Source organism: Xenorhabdus sp. XBWT (assembly GCF_059072735.1).
In genome coordinates this window covers 639,474-655,408 of sequence record NZ_CM180990.1, presented here as the reverse complement: position 1 = coordinate 655,408, position 15,935 = coordinate 639,474, and the positions used below count along the sequence as shown (strand labels likewise).

Here is a 15,935-nt window from a genome sequence, read left to right as displayed (position 1 = left end):
GTATCGGTTGAGTACACGGTACTGCCGCCTGTATGAACAGGTCATCCCCACCGGCTAAAAGCCAGCCTCGATATCGTCAGGTTCTCCTTTTGATGATTTTCCAATCTATAGAATGCAGTGTCAGATGCACTGTGTGGTTAAGCAGGCGTGAGCCTGTTATTGTCAGGATGTCCTTTTGCTGCGGCGTCACTTTCAGCGGTAAACCGGCAAAAAGTGACGCCTTAACTCCGCAAACAGTCAGCAAAAGTCGTGCGAACATTGAAATGCCAACAGGCACAGCAAACGCCGCAAAGTGAAGTGTCAAACAGCAGTCATGGGTTAATTATTTGGATGCAGAAAAGTTATCTGCTGAATATTTCAAACAGAGATCGTAGAAGTATGAATGTAGTGTGTAAGAATAATTTTGTGGTCTGACATGAAGTGCATGATTCAATGTTCAATGCGCTTAGTTGACAGCATAAAAACACCCTTCTGGAGTATTTTTAGTTTAAAAAACCTTCATCGTTAGACAAGGGGTTTATGTCTGACAATATCTGCTTCCAAAGGTGCGCAGACGTACCGCAATACTTGCTCTCCCTTTCAGGCTACGGAAGTTTTATTTCGCCACCCTAAGGCGATCCTGACAGGCGATGGATCATTGTTGTAGAAAAAGATATTAACGGTTAGGCATAGAGGAGTCAAACCGTTGACCGAGCCTACCATCCTTATTTTTGCCTGAATTCTCGCTCATACTCTGCTAATTTCTCCATATTCCGCCAAAATCAGGTGAAAATTCCATCTAATTAGTTAATTAATTTTATTGATGTATGTGTACAATAAGTTAACCTGGCAGATAAAAAAATCTAACATAAAAAAGTAAAAAGAATGATAAACAACAAGGAATCGCTGTATCTACAAGAGCGTGCTTATCTGCGGGAGCTGGCTCAGCGCGTGGCAAAAGAATCACCCCATTTAACGGACTTTCTGGCAACGGCTCATGATCCCGATATTCAACGCCTTTTCGAAGCATTTTCTCTGCTGATTTCCCGCTTACGGGATAAGCTGGAAGATGATTTCCCCGAAATTACCCACGGTATTTTATCCCGTATCTGGCCGTTAGTGCTGTGCCCTGTTCCGCCGGCCACAGTCATGCAATTTTTTCCCACTGATGGCGAACATCAGGGCACGGCGGATATTCCCAGAAACACCGCTGTTTCTGCGCAGGCGGAGGAGCAATTACTCACGTTCAAAACCTGCCGCCCGCTGCATATTGAGCCTTTAGTGGTGCGGGATCGCACGGTGAAAAAAACCGGCACGCACAGTGAAATTATCCTGACCCTGTGCCAGACGGGAAGTACTTCTTCGGTCTGGAACTGCGGATCGCTCTCTTTTTTCCTTGGCACGGATACTGAACAAGCAGCACAGCTCAGCCTGTGGCTTGACCAGCATATCTGTGAGATGAGTGTCAGCGCACAGGGCGAGCAACGTAAACTGAACTGTTTTCCTTATGGCTGGCATGACCTGCTGGATAAGCCCATCCTGCCAATGAAAAAGGGCACTTATACCGGCCTGCAAGCGCTGATTGAATATTATGCACTGCCGCACCTGTATAATTTTGTCACGCTGGATATCAGCCGTGATTGCAAGGAAATTTCGCTCAATGCAGACGGGACTTTTGAACTGATTTTTCGTTTTGAAGGCGAACTGCCGCTGGATGATGTCGAAGATGCTTTTATGCTGGGCTGTGTGCCGGCCATTCATCTGGAAAAACGGCTCAGCCCGCCTGTCCTGCTGAGTGCCGAAAATCACTGTTATCCCTTGCCGCTGGGGGATTCCGTAAAATTGTTCCGGTTGCATGACATTCAGGTGGTTCAACAACCCGATGATGACGCCCAACGGGGCACGCCTTACCGCTATCTGCCGATAGCGCAGTTTACGCCCGCAGCGGAATTGTTGGCTGGGGAAGAGCCGGATTATTTCTACTACCAGCTTCGCACCGAGCGTGATTTACTGGATCGCATTCAGCACCGGTTGCATTTTTTTGACCTGACCGGCAAACCGGCTCGCAACCTGCCTGAACTCGCGGTCGCCTGCGATTTCACCGGCTACCATGAACCCGCAATGGCACTAGTGCAAGGTAGCATCACGGTGATGCAGGAAGGTTCGCCTTCTCATCTCAGCGTGCACAATATTACGCCAGTGACCCCCGATTCCCCGCCGATGTTGCAGGATAACTCCGGCTGGCCGCTGCTTTCCTGCCTCGCCAGCCCGCCGGTTTTGTTGTTTACCACGGAAGGAATGCAGCACTTCCTCCGTTTGTTTAACTATTATGCCGAATTTAACCGTCCCCTGAGCCGCCATATTCAGCGGCATATCGACGGCATTATGCAGGTGGAGGAAAGCCTGATTGACCGGATGAAGCTGGGCAATCCCATTCGGGGACATTTGTTGTCACTGACCCTGAACCCTGATTGTTACGCCAATCCGGGGGAAATGTACCGCTTCTGCCGCTTAATCCATGAAGCGATGGCCTGCTTTGTCAGCCAGTCCACCTTCGTCAAACTGGGTGTATCTACCCCGTACCAAAAAAATCTGTGGGAATTCAAAGAAGTCTACGGGGTACGTATGGAGATGTAATTGTTAAACCATCATGACAAGGAGCAAAATAGGATGAATATCATGAACGGGCTGACGGCGGCCAAAAGCGGATTACGCTTTACATTTCAGATAGCGGGGCTGCCTGAATCCACCTTTGCTGTGGGTGAGTTTTCCCTTCAGGAAGGGTTATCTGAACTGTTTACCCTCAATCTGACACTGGTTCAGTCCCTGCCCGATAATCCCTTCCGGCCGAAGCCGGAGATCGATTTAACCACACTATTGATGCAGGAAACGGTGTTACAGGTGTTTAACGGTGCAACACTGCAACGCAAAATCACCGGCATCGTTTCCCATGCTGACTGGGCGGGTACCGATGGTAATAAAACCCTGTATACCGTGACGGTTCGGCCTGTGCTCTGGCGTCTGACCCTCAATCAGGACAGCCGGATTTTCCATCAGCAAAATGTCCCTGCCATCCTGAATAGCCTGTTGAAAAAGCATAAAGTCCGGGCCGATTCGAAGCTCTACGATCCGCATCAGGACAGGGAATATGTGACCCAGAAGCGGGAATCTGACTATGGGTTTTTCAGCCGTCTGGCAGCGGAAGAAGGGATCAGTTTCTGGTTTGAGGATGAAACCCTGTTTTTCAGTGACAGCCATCTGGGGATGACTGCCGGATTGCCGCTGCTTTACCAGCCCCAGCCGGAAACCGCACACGGGGCAGATACGATTTATCAGGTGAGACTGGGCGTGGGAATGAGTCCACAACGCAGTTTCCATAAAGATTTCAACCCGGAAAACCCGCGTTATCACCTTTCCCATATGCAGAGCAGTGAAGGTTTTCGCGATTTTGGCAGTAAAACCCCCCATACCGTGTTTGAAAGTTATGGGCGTTTTCAGAAAGATGACGCCGCTAAACCGTTTCTCAAATACCGCCATGAAGCGCTGGATAACCAGAAAAAAACCGGCAGCGGCAACAGTAACTGCATCAAACTGATGCCGGGCAAGATTTTTGAGATAAAAAGCCATCCACATAAGCCACTGAATGCCCGCTGGCAGGTGGTCGGTATCAGCCATCACGGACGCTGTCCGCAGGCACTGGGCGATAACGGCGGAGAAGGTACCACACTCAGTAATCACTTTAGTTTTATCGATGGCCTTGCCGACTGGCGTCCGCCGTTCCACTACAAACCGCTCGCCGATGGCGATGAAACCGCGATGGTGGTCGGGCCGGAAGGGGAAGAGATTTTCGTCAATAAAGACGGCGCGATTAAAGTGCATTTTCACTGGAATCGCTATGACCCGCCCGATGATGGCGCATCCTGCTGGGTTCGCGTCGCACAGGGCTGGAACGGCAACGGCTTCGGTTTTATGGCGATCCCGCGTATCGGTCAGGAAGTGATTATCTCCTATCTCAATGGTGATATTGATCGGCCAATCGTCACCGGCTGTGTTTACAACGGCCTGAACCGCCCGCCGCTGGATTTACCGGCCCAGAAAACCCGCACGACTTTCAAGACCAAAACTCACAAGGGCAAGGGTTTTAACGAGCTGCGTTTTGAGGATGCGAAAGACAGAGAAGAAATTTATTTCCACGGTCAGAAAGATTTCACCGCCCATATTGAAAACGATGCACTCTGGCACATCAAACATGACCAGAAACAGCGTATCGATAACAACCGTTATCACGAGATACGCGCCGATGACCACCATCAAGTTGTCGGTTCCCGCAAGATCACCACCGAAGGCGATGTGTCCCACCGGATTGCCGGCAGCCAGCATATCCAGACCGGTGATGCGACCGTGATTGACAGTGGGCAGGAAATCCACCTGAAAAGCGGTGGCAAAGTGGTACTGGAAGCAGCGTCAGAAATCACGCTGAAAGTGGGCGGCAGTTTTCTCAAAGTCACCCCGGCGGGCATTTTATCTTCCATGATTAATGTCGGGCAGGGTTCCGCAGGCAGCGGGCGTGGAGTTTCACTGCAACTTCCGGAGGGGGTAGAACCGCTCGCACAAGTAGGGCAACTTCCGATGGCAGAAGCACTTCCTGTAACCGAATTTTCGGCTAAACCACCTTGTGCCATCCTCGCACAACAAGAAGAAAACTGGGTTATCACGGGAGCAGAAGAAGCATGATGGAATCGAGCAATTGGAAAAGCTGGCTGTCACATCAGGACAGAGGGGAGTGTTATTTTCTGGTCAATAGTCTGGCGGAACCGAACCCTGTTCAGCTCTTTTACCTTAATGACTGGACAGAACAGGCATTTCCGCTCTACAGCGGTACGCCGATGAATGCCATGTTGGAACAAAGCCCGTGGCTGATCCAACCCAAAGCAAAATGCCTGCCGGAACTGGCGTTACTGCTGGATAAGCACGCATTCAGTGATAACAGCTGGGGATGGGGGTATCGCAGTACATTACCGTGGTCATTTCAGTTAGCACACTGGCGGTCACATCAACAGGTGTTGCTGCGTGGTCAGGTGGTGGTGCTGCGGTTGATGGATAACCGTATTTTCGCGCCCCTGCTGCCAGCGCTACAGCCCGGTGACTGGAGTGAACTCTTAACCCCGGTCAATGAATTGATGATCGATACGCCCGAACCGGTTTGCTATTACCGACCGGAAAATTGCCCTCAGGTATTCACAGAGAATTTATTTGTGCTGGGTGACCATCTGATTAAAGCCCGTTACTCAACCGATACAGCCCTCAAGAATCTGGCCTACTCCTTAAGTTGTCAGCTTTGGGAGGAAAACCCCGAATTGGCGCTGAAACTGGATGAACCGGAAGGACAATTGCAAAACAGTCTTGTGGCGTGGCTTAAGCAGGCGAGAGATGAAAAACAAAACCTGAACAAACTAACCATTGAACACTTTTTGACCAATAACCAACGGGTTATGCTTAGCAACGAAATTTAAGGCCAACCCGTAATTCTCTATCATTAAGGAAGAAAAATGAGTCAGTTAGAACAGTCGGATTGCATTGATTGCCAAAAGATACTGAAACACTGGATTGAATTTCAGCTTGTGGATGAAGAAGGCAAGCCACTGGTTGGAATGCCTTATAAATTGAAAAGCCGACTGAATCCAAATCTTGAGCGAACAGGGACGACGGATGGAAAAGGTTTATTGCGCGAAGAAGATCTTCCACCTATGCCAGTTATTCTATCCATACCAGCACAACCACTGGCGAATGAAATTGTCAAACGGCCACCTCGTCAGCAAACTGGCGAAGCCAATTCCCATGTTAAGTCAACGGCTATATTAGACGGTCATGAATACCAATACATTACATTGGGTATGCTTAGTGATGGATATCCTACAATTAATGGGTGGCAAGAAGTGGAATTACAAAATTCAGAACATTTCAATGGCTCAACCTTACAGGGATTGTCAACCCACCAACTCAAGCGACGGCATGTGCTGGAAATAAAGGTGATTCAAGGATGTGCATGTGATAGAGACATTACTTTAGCTGAACTACAAGAGATAGCACCCCTAGCACAACAATCAGTACTTGAAGCCAATTTAAATGCATTTAATGATGGATTTAAGGATTTTGGTATTACTACATGCAGAGGTAAGGCTCATTTTTTTGCACAGGTATGCCATGAAAGTGGAGGGTTACGAACCTTGAAAGAAGATGGAGGAGAAAGAAAAGCATATAACCCTTGGTATGGTCGAGGATTCATACAACTAACATTCAGAACTAACTATGTAGAGTACGGCAATTACATTAATGAAGACGTAACTTCCTCTGCTGAAGATCGGAATAAGTTATTGTCTTCACCACATAGTGTGAAATCAGCATTTTGGTTTTATAAAATACATGCCAGAGCTTTTAACTCTGCTAGGCGTGACGATTTTAACAAAGTGACTGCTATTATCAATGGGGGATTCACAGGTTATACTGATAGGTTAAATAAACTAAGAACAGCAATCAGGGTATTGAAAGCTGACCATCTTAATCAATTGTTAGAAGATGAAATATTCGAATTTACTAGCAGTTCTATCTATGATAACAAAATTAATTCTTTTGCATGGGGACTCTGGCATGATCCTGATACAGCACAAAGGGGACCTGTCAAAAACAGAGATAAGGCTTTGAGTGGCTATGAAAGAGCATTGGAATTACTCACTGCAAATCCTTTTCCAACTAACCAGTTGGATAAGAACATATACGGAATAAGAAAACGTGATGTTCCCAATTATATAAACAGGCGAATCGCAGCACTGAGGCGAGAGGAAGGTAGAGAAGATAGAATAAGAGAAAACGTAGAAAGGGAAAACAGAGAAAGAAGAGGAAATTAAAATGGTTAAAAAAATTATTTTTTTGATATTTATCATATTGTCTTCCAATGTTTTTGCGTCCGAATTATCTATTTCAGTTACTTGTTATACGGATAAAGGCAAAAAGCCGATAAATATAAAATATGTTACTCTATATTCAAAAAAAGATAAGGCCTATCTTGGTTATGTTAAGTATGAGAAATCTGATAGTGCTATACCGATTGTTTTTGTTAAAGATGATATAATATTAAGCGAAACTAGGCCATCTATTGATACAACGGTATGGAATGAGATGATTAAAGGGGAAGCCAATGGAACTTATACGGTTCTTTCACAAGGAACATTCTACTCTGGTTTAATATATAAAAATAAAAAAGGTAGACGAGTTGACTTTGTAGAAATTGAAGATGTGTATGATGAAAAATTAGATGATTGTATTTGGAAATAGTTGATATGAACTGACCGCCAAAGAGAGCTTGTTTTTTATGGGCAGATAATTAATTACAATCCGCCAATTTTGTTGGCGGATTTGATTATCATGGAAAATTAGCCCACTTTTATTTTTCTCCTTATTTAAAATAAAAATATAAACTGTACTCTGGTAGGGGCAGAAACCTGAACCTTTTACTCAGGAAGAACTGACATTGATAGGGGATAAATATACTCACTTTTCAGCAAACTGGAAAAATACAAAAACAAAAGATAATAAAATGCAGGGGGATATTTTACCGGCGGAAATTGCTTATGCGAATCGTCCTAATAGTAATTGGCGTAGAACTATTTTTGATAATAATGGCAAGGATATTTCAGAATGAGAAACAAAAAAACATTAGCTTTGTTACTTATCATGGGCATGATATTTGGGTTAGCTGCCTGTCAGTCATATTCGTCAGGAAAGCGGGTAATAACCTATAAACCCATTGTACGCAACAGTGAACCGTTGCCTTATAATAAATGGAAATTTCAAATTATTACCCCAGAATATTTTTATAGCAGCATTAGTTTTGTCCAATTTTTGGATGAAGATAATTATATTGTGCAAAAATTTATGAATGATGGAGCTGGTTCAGATTATGACAGTGTGAATTCATGGAGTAAAAAGTTGGGAGGAAGAACTAGTGGGATTAATAACCATGGTGAAGCATTACCTAAGGAATTATTGGTTTGTTGGGATTCTGTGATTGACAAAAAAAACTATCAAACAAAATTTATTTTTACACCAGGTATTCGGAAATTGATGAGAGAACCTTCTGCCGGGCACTTAGTTAAAAATCGTGTATTTTATCGAGATACAATATTTATCGGATTAGCTCCCGGTGGAACTGCCAAGGCTTGGTTACGGGGCTATGATAAAAACAATGGTGATAATATCTTAGTGGCCACGTGTGAATCGGTTTCCGGTGATAACATGACGATTTGCCGGGACAAAACAAACCATCCTGATAGTTATGGTGAATATTCTGAACGTATCAAAAACTTTATCAAAGGGAAAAAGTACTCTTACGGAGAGTGGTAAACGGCTACTTTGAGTTTTTCGCTTGATAGTTAGACGCTAATTTTTAGGGTATCACTGATGCGCTGCGCTTGTCTTCTCCTCACTTTTTATTTTCCTCACTGCAAAAACAGGTGAGGAATCGAGGTTTATTTATCATTAAAAATCAATGCCTTTTGTGTTCCTCACTTTTTCCGTATATAGGCGAGAAAAGTGAGGGACAAAATCCCTTTCCTCACGGCTCCTCACTTTCTGACTCACTTTTTAATCTTCATTGTTCTGGTTAACAATGGTGAGTTCCCATCTTTACAATAAAACTACCTGTATACGCATTTAAAGCTTTATAGAATTCATGTATCTCATCAACATTTAAAAATGGGTAATGTGCTTTTTTATGTGCAGTAAAAGCAGAGACTAAATCAGGCGCGGGGTTATATTCAGCTCTCCCTGTAGCTATTGCATATCGCCACACTTCTCCACAGCGTTGGCGAATTTTTTGGAGTTTTACTGCCGCTCCCCGATCATTCAACTTTGATAAAACAGCCATCAATTCCATTGGCTTAATCTCAACAATCGGTCTGTTGCCTATGTAGGGAAAAACATCTTTTTCAAATGTTTCCATCATTTCTATTGCGTAGGAAGCTGTCCATCTGTCTTTTCGTTTTTCATACCACTCACATGCTATATTTTTGAAGGTATTTTCTATCAGGTTTACGGCAGATATTTTTTCAGCTTTTCTGACTTCACTGGGATTGATCCCATTAGCAACTAACTTTCTGGCTTCGTCACGTTTGGTTCTGGCTTCAGTGAGTGTGATTACCGGATAAGTACCTAATGAGATCATTTTAGTTTTACCCGCAAATTGATAACGATAGCGCCAGCCTTTGGAACCATTGGTATCAATCAATAAAGATAGCCCGTTGCAATCCGCCAATGTATAGGCTTTTTCCTTTGGTTTGGCTCGTTTGATTGCCAAATCTGTCAGCTTCATAAATCACCAATAATATTGTATAGAAAAATCACACGAGGGAAACTCTATACAATAAATTGTAGATATTTAGGAAGATGGCAATGGACTTCAAAAGAATAAAGTAAAATCAATTATTTGATTTTACCTTAATTAATTGATAGAGGTGGGCTATAATGGATGTTAGTTATATTCTTCCCACTTGCACAAAACCAGCGCTCTAATTTACTTAGTTTATTGTAATGTACTGTCAACTTAACTGTTACCTGATAGCAGCCAAAAGAGCGAAACTCTCGTTGAAATTCCATCTTCCATTTCTGCTCTGATGCCGTTTTTCCTCCTGTTTCCCCTAATTCTCCCTGCCCTTCCAAACGTTCATATTGTTCCAACTGATCATGGGCATATCGCACGGCCTTAAGCTGCCCCCAATATTGCTGAAAATTTGCTGACAATGCTTGGTGATAACGCATTAATCCCAGCAAAGAGATGGCAAATACAACAGATGCCACCATGACTTCTGGCAAACTCATGCCTTCTTGTCGGCCGGGTTGATGGCGCATTTTCATAAGCAAAATTCGGCCTGAAGAACAGGACAAAAATCCAACCAACCACTTTCAACAGGAACCAGTTCTATAGGAGTAAGTGTATCTTGACTTGAGTGTTTCATCTGTTTCATCCATTGATAAAGTTCAAGATTTTCCTCTGCTGCAAATTGAGCTATGCCTTTTAGCAGAAAGAGTGTGTCCGAATAACGCCTGATACAACTTTTCAGATTAAATTCAATCTGTTGCAAACAAAACCAACCATCAATGCCTTGTTGATTGATCCGCCATGATTGCACTTTTCCCCATGTTAATGATGATTCAGCCCGCCAAAAGGCATTCAAATAGTTTTGTTCATCCATCATCATAAACATCGCATTTTCTTGTTGATAATGGAGTGATTTCAACATCATTAAACTCAATGCCAACAGCATAATTATCGAGACTAACAAGATATTTCCCTGCTGCTTATTTACTATCTGTTTTTTATTATCAGTTCCTGCCATTTTCTTCACTCCCTGATATTGCGCAGCCGGATTGTCGTTTGATAGCGATGCACAATGGATGGAGATTTAAGCCAATGAGCGTTAATGGACAAGCTAATGAAAACCAGCCCTCTTTTTACCTGTAACTTTTCAAGATAAAAGGTATCAATCCCAATTTCTCTGGGATCAAACAACCTTTCCCAACCATTTTCCTGACAATCACCCGCACCTCTTTTCCATTCAAGAGCACGGTTATTTAACCGATAACCAAAAAACTCAGATTCAATATGTTCGGGTTTTTCCCATCGATCATTTAAATTAAGATCAAAAGCAACAATAATGCAGGAATTAACGGATTCTGTATTTTTATTTTTAATTATCAGTGGTTCTCCTTCACACTGTTTTCTATCCCGGCAATAACCTGCTCGCCTGATATCCTTTTCCATCAAATAGGCAGTTCTAGTTACCAAATAATGCAACCTATACTTTCCATAGAGGTCGAGAATTTGCCCTGATAAAACTGGATAAGTTTTTGTCATGGCGACCAAAATCACACTACCGATTAGCATTGCCACCAAAACTTCCAATAAAGAAAACCCTGTCTGTTTTTGCTTAAAACAGAAAATGGCCGGCATCATGGTTTTTTTATTCCTTCACAATGAGGAAGCTGGCTAATAGTATCGCTGCATGTCCTGATCCTCCCCCGCCCTGAAATTATCACGCTAATTTCTCCGGCAGAGTTTGCCAATATAAAACTGGCTGGCATGGCAGTGTTCCTGACGCCATAAAAATCAATGCGATTCGTCGTAGATGATACTAAAAGCACATCATCATAAGGAGAATAAACTCGTGCGCCATCACCTTCATCACAGTCAGATATCTGAGTGATAGAAGATACCAAACACCAAGACTGCCCGTTCATTAACCATAATGTGCGATCCTGATTCAGATAGTTTGCCTGAGCCTGTTGCCTTTCCATAAAAGACAGCACGTTATTCACCGCTGATTGCAAATGTAATCGGTTCTGATATTTCTCCCAATGATACACTCCCCAAGACAGGCTAATGGAAATGATAAACATCGCTATCAATAACTCCAATAATGTAAATCCTGATGCTTCATTTCTAAATACAGCATTGCTGAGCGCTTTATTGTGATAACACATTATTTCCATATCAATTTTATTTTTTTCTGGTTCAGACTCACTTTTTCTTGCAGCAAATATCTTCAATTCATAGAAAAATGAAAAGACAACTAATTGAATTATGCGAAGCGTTTTCAGAAAAAAATAATGATGAAATGACTTTTTCATTTTATTTGCGCAGCGGCACGCAAAAATGACAGGAAGCTAATTTTTAATATTGAGCTCCATTAGCGACAAATGTAAAAAGAGCAGGTCAAACCCGCTCTTTAACAATTTGATATTGAATTTTGAACTATTATGGTTCTTAGATCGCAACTGGGGCTTTGATGCCCGGATGCGGATCATAATCCACAATCTCAAAGTCTTCGAAACGATAATCAAACAGTGAATCTGGCTTGCGTTTAATAACCAGTTTAGGCAATGCACGCGGCTCACGGCCCAACTGAAGATGAGTCTGTTCCAAGTGATTGCTGTAAAGATGGGTGTCACCCCCTGTCCAGACAAAATCACCCACTTCAAGATCACACTGCTGAGCCATCATATGTACCAACAAAGCATAACTTGCAATATTGAAGGGCAATCCTAAAAACACATCGCAGGAACGTTGATAAAGCTGGCAGGAAAGTTTGCCATCTGCTACATAGAACTGGAAAAACGCATGGCACGGTGCCAACGCCATTTTATCCAATTCCCCAACATTCCACGCAGAAACAATAATCCGGCGTGAATCAGGATCACTTTTTAACTGCTCAAGGACTTGGGTCAATTGATCGATTTGGCGACCATCCGCAGAACCCCAGGCGCGCCATTGTTTACCATAAACAGGTCCCAAATCTCCATTTTCATCGGCCCATTCATTCCAGATGCTCACGCCATTATCATGCAAATACTTGATATTGGTATCACCATTCAAAAACCAAAGCAGCTCATGAATGATAGAGCGCAGATGGCAACGCTTAGTTGTTACCAATGGGAAACCTTCTTGCAAATTGAAACGCATCTGATGACCAAAGATAGAAAGCGTTCCCGTCCCCGTACGGTCATCTTTTGCAGTGCCTTCTTCCAGCACTTTTTTCATTAAATCCAGATACTGTTTCATTTTGCCTCTTGTATCTTGTCATTTCGAGTTTTGTTGCGGGGGCATTTATATGCCCATACCATCATAAATATTCCCACTAAAATCATAGGAATGGAAAGGAGTTGCCCCATACTAATTCCTTCAAACAGCCCGAGCTGAGCATCAGGCTGACGGAAAAATTCTACTATTATGCGGAATGCACCGTATCCGATCAGGAATAACCCCGAAACGCTCCCCATCGGGCGCGATTTACGGATAAATAAGTTAAGAATGATAAACAACACGATGCCTTCAAGTATCATCTCATATAGCTGGGACGGGTGGCGGGGCAAGACACCATATTTCTCCAGAATCGGCCATAAAGAAGGGTTGGTTGTAGCCAATGCAATATCTTCGCTGCGGGAACTCGGGAACAACATCGCCCAAGGTGTATCAAGCGTAACACGACCCCACAACTCCCCATTGATAAAGTTACCGATACGCCCCATCCCCAAGCCAAAGGGAACCAACGGAGCGACAAAATCAGCAGTCTGTAAAAAGTGGCGCTTCGTACGGCGCGAAAACCACCACATGGCACAGATAACCCCTACCAACCCACCGTGGAAAGACATGCCTCCGTCCCAAATCTTGAACAGATAAAGGGGATTATCAAGGAACATTGGGAGATTATAGAACAGGACATAGCCAAGACGTCCGCCAACGAAAACCCCGACAAACCCTGAATATAATAAGTTCTCGACTTCGACTTTGTTCCAGCCACTGTTCGGTTGTGCCGCACGGCGATTTGCCAACCACATGGCAAAAACAAAACCAACCAGATACATAAAACCGTACCAGTGGAGAGATACGGGCCCGATTGAAAACATGACAGGGTCAATGTTAGGAAATGCCAGATAGCTAGTGCTCATCGTTCCCCACTAAAAATATGTTGTGTGAATGCTATTGTGAATAAATCATCTGTTGCAAATGAATTATATTGCTTGAATAACTTAAGACAAATAATTGCAAATAATAGCATAGGCAACTATTCCCTTCATCTTTCAAACTACTGCGTTGTTGGCGGCATTACATCTTGAAACCCGTCGGGCGTAAGCTGATTAAGTGCTATGGATAACACTAAATACCACCCCGAATCAGGCCACCCAGACTATTCGCCTCCATAAATTCGGCTGCCAACCCTTTGATCTGCCCACTAGTTTCAGCTTTCAATATGACGCTGATAAGACGTTCTAGATCATTAGCATCCAAATGGCGCAGCAAGTATTTGATACGAGGAACACTCCGGCCACTCATGCTCAGACTACGATAACCTAAACCAAGCAATATTAATGCCCCGATCGGTAAACCTGCCATTTCACCACATATGCTAATAGGGAGAGCAAGGCGTTGGCATTCGTCAAAAGCCAGTTTCAGAGCTCTAATTACCGCCGGATGCAAATTATCATATAGTGAAGCTACATGTGTATTATTGCGATCTACCGCAAGCAAATATTGGGTCAGGTCATTTGTGCCAATAGAGACAAAATCAATCCGTTTCTTTAATTGCGGCAACAAAAAAATAGTGGAAGGGACTTCAAGCATAATGCCAATCTGTGGCATGGTAATCGTTCTGGCGATGGCTTGTTCAACCTCAGATTTCGCCCTCTCAAGCAGTTTTCGTGCCTCATCAATTTCCTCAATGCTTGTCACCATCGGCAAAAGTATCTTTAGATTGCCAGTGGAAGCATTGGCTTTTAGCATCGCTCTGAGCTGAATCAGGAATATTTCAGGCTGATCCAGCGTGATACGAATTCCACGCCAACCAAGGCAAGGGTTGTCTTCATTAATCGGCATATAAGGAAGTTGTTTATCTGCACCAACATCCAGCGTTCGCAGCACCACCGGCTTATCAGGGAAAAGTTCCAATATTTCTTGATAACGGTTCTTCTGCTCATCTTCTGATGGAAAACCACTATGCAGCATAAAAGGGATCTCTGTACGATACAGTCCAACGCCATCAATACTGTCCGCTATCTGCTGCTCATATTTTAAACTAAGCCCTGCGTTGAGTTGCACAAGCACTTGTTCTCCGCTTTTAAGCTGTGCCTGCTGTTGCTGCTCACATTCAGCTAATTTACTGAGAACCTGTTCTTCTTCAATTATTTGCTGATACTCCTGGACAATCAACGGCTCTGGCTCAATAAAAATCTCACCGCGATAACCATCAAGGATTAGCGTCCGATTGTGCAACAACTCAGGTTGTATATCTGCCCCCATGATAGCAGGAAGCCCCATCGCACGAACCAGAATAGCGGAATGGGAATGCGTTGCGCCATCACGCACAATCACTCCGGTCAATTGTTCCTGTGGCATCTCAGCCAACAAATTGGCACTGAGTTCATCGGCAACCAGGATAAAATGCTCCGGCCACTGAGTGGCATCAGTGAAAGAATCATCCAGATGAAACAATACCCGTTGTCCAAGAGCACGCAGATCAGATGCCCTCTCCCGCATGTAAGGATCTTGCAGGCTGGCAAATTGCCCGGCGTATTTTTCAATCACAGTTTTGACTGCCCATTCAGCGACAAAACCATTATCAACTGAATAAAACAGATCTTGCTTGAGTTGGGGATCATTTAATAAATGAGAATAGAGATCGAAAATGGCAGCACTTTCTTTCTGCGAGCTAGAGGTGAAACGCTTGCTGATTCGACGGCACTCCGCAGTTGTTTCTTCCAGAGCACGAATTAATCTCAGACGTTCAGATTGATAATCCAAGGTTGATGCCTCAGATACCTGCTCCAGCAAAGGTTGTGAACGGTCTTGCCACCCTTGGGACATGACGATGCCATTGGAAATGGCCAGTGCTTTAATACGACTCTGGCGGTACTGACCAAATATCCCTTTTGTCTGCACCTGAGCAAGAATAACAGCAAGCTGCATTGCCAGTGTTACCATGAAAGATTCTTCACTTTCATCAAACAGGCGCCGTTCATGTTGCTGAACAACCAATATCCCCTGCAACTGGCGGCGATAAATAATCGGGACACCTAAAAAAGCCCGCAGACTTTCTTCTTTCACTTGGGGGATATATTTAAAACTGGGATGGTCACGAACATCAGAAAGATTAATTAATTCAGACAAACGCCCGACTTCACCCACAACACCTTCATTGAAAGCTAAACTGACCGAACGCCCTTTTGGTTTTCTCAGCCCTCTGGTTGCCATCAGGTAATAACACTGACGTTGATGATCTGCCAGATAGATAGAGCAAACATCCGTATTCATTGCCAGACAGGTTTCATTGACCAGTAGCTCAAGCGCTTCAGATAAATTGGCTGCCATCGCAACCTTTTCAACAATTTCTCGTAAGCGCATGAGCATA

General features: G+C 43.8%; 15 protein-coding genes and 1 pseudogene. 7 read left to right on the top strand and 9 right to left on the bottom strand.

What is annotated here, in order from left to right; genetic code table 11:
• Positions 1-76 precede the first annotated feature (76 nt).
• Positions 77-304, bottom strand: coding sequence for a hypothetical protein (locus AC5JQI_RS02870; protein WP_493913670.1), 228 nt, complete (start codon positions 302-304; stop codon positions 77-79).
• A 560-nt stretch (positions 305-864) separates the two neighbouring features.
• Here AC5JQI_RS02870 and tssF point away from each other — a divergent pair.
• The 7 genes from tssF to AC5JQI_RS02835 all read left to right on the top strand — a co-directional run bounded on the left by tssF (position 865) and on the right by AC5JQI_RS02835 (position 8,379).
• Positions 865-2,616 carry a type VI secretion system baseplate subunit TssF gene (tssF, locus tag AC5JQI_RS02865; RefSeq protein ID WP_493913669.1) on the top strand — a complete coding sequence of 584 codons (1,752 nt, stop codon included), beginning with the start codon at positions 865-867 and terminating at the stop codon, positions 2,614-2,616.
• A gap of 33 nt (positions 2,617-2,649) precedes the next feature.
• On the top strand, positions 2,650-4,713 hold the full coding sequence (tssI, locus tag AC5JQI_RS02860) for a type VI secretion system tip protein TssI/VgrG (RefSeq protein ID WP_493913668.1): 2,064 nt from the start codon (positions 2,650-2,652) through the stop codon (positions 4,711-4,713).
• On the top strand, positions 4,710-5,492 hold the full coding sequence (locus AC5JQI_RS02855; protein ID WP_493913667.1) for a DUF4123 domain-containing protein: 783 nt from the start codon (positions 4,710-4,712) through the stop codon (positions 5,490-5,492). Before tssI ends, AC5JQI_RS02855 begins: the two co-directional genes overlap by 4 nt.
• Positions 5,493-5,528: 36 nt before the next feature.
• Positions 5,529-6,884, top strand: a complete 1,356-nt coding sequence (locus AC5JQI_RS02850) for a glycoside hydrolase family 19 protein (protein WP_493913666.1) — start codon at positions 5,529-5,531, stop codon at positions 6,882-6,884.
• Between the two features lies 1 nt (position 6,885).
• Positions 6,886-7,311 (top strand): hypothetical protein, encoded by a 426-nt coding sequence (locus AC5JQI_RS02845; protein ID WP_493913665.1) that lies wholly within the window; start codon positions 6,886-6,888, stop codon positions 7,309-7,311.
• A gap of 196 nt (positions 7,312-7,507) precedes the next feature.
• Positions 7,508-7,678: a hypothetical protein gene (locus AC5JQI_RS02840; RefSeq protein ID WP_493913664.1), complete on the top strand. Its 171-nt coding sequence runs from the start codon at positions 7,508-7,510 to the stop codon at positions 7,676-7,678.
• Positions 7,675-8,379 carry a DUF2931 family protein gene (locus tag AC5JQI_RS02835; RefSeq protein ID WP_493913663.1) on the top strand — a complete coding sequence of 235 codons (705 nt, stop codon included), beginning with the start codon at positions 7,675-7,677 and terminating at the stop codon, positions 8,377-8,379. The genes AC5JQI_RS02840 and AC5JQI_RS02835 overlap by 4 nt, the downstream gene beginning before the upstream one ends.
• A gap of 277 nt (positions 8,380-8,656) precedes the next feature.
• Here the strand turns inward: AC5JQI_RS02835 and AC5JQI_RS02830 are convergent.
• The 8 genes and pseudogenes from AC5JQI_RS02830 to ptsP form a co-directional block, all read right to left on the bottom strand.
• Positions 8,657-9,346, bottom strand: a pseudogene (locus AC5JQI_RS02830) (tyrosine-type recombinase/integrase); the annotation flags it as partial.
• A gap of 125 nt (positions 9,347-9,471) precedes the next feature.
• Positions 9,472-9,888: a prepilin-type N-terminal cleavage/methylation domain-containing protein gene (locus tag AC5JQI_RS02825; RefSeq protein ID WP_493913662.1), complete on the bottom strand. Its 417-nt coding sequence runs from the start codon at positions 9,886-9,888 to the stop codon at positions 9,472-9,474.
• On the bottom strand, positions 9,885-10,370 hold the full coding sequence (locus tag AC5JQI_RS02820; protein ID WP_237386462.1) for a YgdB family protein: 486 nt from the start codon (positions 10,368-10,370) through the stop codon (positions 9,885-9,887). Before AC5JQI_RS02820 ends, AC5JQI_RS02825 begins: the two co-directional genes overlap by 4 nt.
• 5 nt (positions 10,371-10,375) lie before the next feature.
• On the bottom strand, positions 10,376-10,987 hold the full coding sequence (locus AC5JQI_RS02815) for a prepilin peptidase-dependent protein (protein ID WP_493913661.1): 612 nt from the start codon (positions 10,985-10,987) through the stop codon (positions 10,376-10,378).
• Positions 10,984-11,661, bottom strand: a complete 678-nt coding sequence (locus tag AC5JQI_RS02810) for a prepilin peptidase-dependent protein (protein ID WP_493913660.1) — start codon at positions 11,659-11,661, stop codon at positions 10,984-10,986. The genes AC5JQI_RS02815 and AC5JQI_RS02810 overlap by 4 nt, the downstream gene beginning before the upstream one ends.
• 136 nt (positions 11,662-11,797) lie before the next feature.
• Positions 11,798-12,592: a thymidylate synthase gene (gene thyA, locus AC5JQI_RS02805; protein WP_493913659.1), complete on the bottom strand. Its 795-nt coding sequence runs from the start codon at positions 12,590-12,592 to the stop codon at positions 11,798-11,800.
• Positions 12,589-13,479, bottom strand: a complete 891-nt coding sequence (lgt, locus tag AC5JQI_RS02800) for a prolipoprotein diacylglyceryl transferase (RefSeq protein WP_493913658.1) — start codon at positions 13,477-13,479, stop codon at positions 12,589-12,591. Before lgt ends, thyA begins: the two co-directional genes overlap by 4 nt.
• Positions 13,480-13,687: 208 nt before the next feature.
• Entirely contained in the window at positions 13,688-15,934 is a 2,247-nt protein-coding gene (gene ptsP / locus AC5JQI_RS02795) for a phosphoenolpyruvate--protein phosphotransferase (RefSeq protein WP_493913657.1), read from the bottom strand.
• Position 15,935 lies beyond the last annotated feature (1 nt).